Origin of the sequence: Streptomyces sp. NRRL S-495 (assembly GCF_000966955.1) — a bacterium.
In the GTDB taxonomy this organism is placed as follows: domain Bacteria; phylum Actinomycetota; class Actinomycetes; order Streptomycetales; family Streptomycetaceae; genus Kitasatospora; species Kitasatospora purpeofusca.
Genome location: NZ_JZWY01001233.1, coordinates 1 through 1,693, shown reverse-complemented (window position 1 = coordinate 1,693; position 1,693 = coordinate 1). Strand labels below are relative to the sequence as shown.

Sequence of the window (1,693 nt, the reverse complement as noted above, 5' to 3'; positions counted from 1 at the left end):
CGCGCCTGGTGTTCGCCACCCGGGGCGCGGTCGCCGCCGGGGAGGGGGAGGACGTCATCGACCCCGCGCACAGCGCGCTCTGGGGCCTGGTCCGCTCGGCCCGCTCCGAACACCCCGGGCGCTTCGCCCTGCTCGACCTCGACCACGACCTGGACGCCGACGCCCACGCCGACGACGAGCACGGCACCTCCGCGGACGTCGTCGCCGCGGCCCTCGCCTCGGGAGAACCGGAGTCCGCGGTCCGCGGCGGCGACGTCCGCGTACCCCGGCTGGCCCGGGTCCTCAGGAACGACCCGGACCTCCCGGACGACGCGGTCGCGCCCCTCCGTCCCTTCGACCCGGACGGCACGGTCCTCGTCACCGGCGGCACCGGCCTGCTCGGTTCCCACGTCGCCCGCCGCCTGGTCACCGGGCACGGCGTCCGGCACCTGCTGCTGCTCTCCCGCAGCGGCCCGGCCGCCGCCGGAGCCGAAGAACTGCGCGCCGAACTCGCCGCACTGGGAGCCGAGACCGCCGTCGTCGCCTGCGACGCCGCCGACCGCGCGGCGCTGGCCGCCGTTCTCGCGGACCTGCCGCCCGCGCACCCGCTGACCGCCGTGGTCCACACCGCGGGCACCCTCGACGACGGCGTCGTCACCGCACTCACCCCCGAACGGGTCGACGCCGTGCTGCGCCCCAAGGTCGACGCCGCCCTCCACCTGCACGAACTGACCCGCGACCTCGACCTCACGCACTTCGTGCTCTTCTCCTCGGCCGCGGGCACCTTCGGCGGCCCCGGACAGGCCAACTACGCCGCCGCCAACGCCTTCCTCGACGCCCTGGCCGTCCGGCGCCGGGCGGCGGGGCTGGCCGGCCAGTCCTTGGCCTGGACCCTGTGGGAGCAGCCCAGCGCCCTCACCGGACACCTGGACGAGGACGACGTCCGGCGCCTCGCCCGGTCCGGGATGCCGCCGCTCTCCACCGAGCGGGGGCTCGTGCTCTTCGACACCGCCCTCACCGTGGACCGGGCCGCCCTGGTCCCGATCCGCCTCGACACGGCGGCCCTGCGGTCCGCGGCGGCGGACGGCACCCTGCCGCCGCTGCTGCGCGGCCTGGTGCGCACACCGCCGCGCCGGGCGGCCACGGCCGCGGAGGCGTCGTCCGGGGACAACGCCCTGCGCCTGCGCCTCGCGGCCCTCGACGGCACCGGCCGGACCCACCTGCTCGTCGAACTCGTCCGCACCCACGCGGCAGCGGTCCTCGGCCACGCCTCCCCGGACACCCTCGACCCCGGACGGGCCTTCCGTGAACTGGGATTCGACTCACTGGCCTCGGTGAACCTGCGCAACCGCCTGAACGCCGCCACCGGCCTGCGGCTTCCCGCCAGCCTGGTGTTCGACCACCCGACCCCGGCGGTGCTCGCGGACTTCCTGGCCGTCGGACTCACGGACACGGAAGCGGGCACGGCAACGGCCGCGGCCGTTGCCGTGCCCGCGTGGCCGGCGGGTCGGAACCGGGACGCGGACGACGACCGGATCGCGATCGTCTCCGCGGCCTGCCGCCTCCCCGGCGGTGTCCGTTCGCCCGAGGACCTGTGGCGGATGCTGGACGAGGGCCGCGACGGCATCTCCGGGTTCCCCACCGACCGGGGCTGGGACGTCGAAACCCTCTACGACCCCGATCCCGACCGCGTCGGCACCTCCGTCACCCGCGA

The 1,693-nt window shown here is 76.7% G+C and carries 1 protein-coding gene; it reads left to right on the top strand.

Annotated features, from left to right (window positions below):
• Positions 1-1,693, top strand: a 1,693-nt coding sequence (locus VR45_RS40815; RefSeq protein ID WP_045945036.1) for a beta-ketoacyl reductase, incomplete at both ends; no start/stop codon positions are given.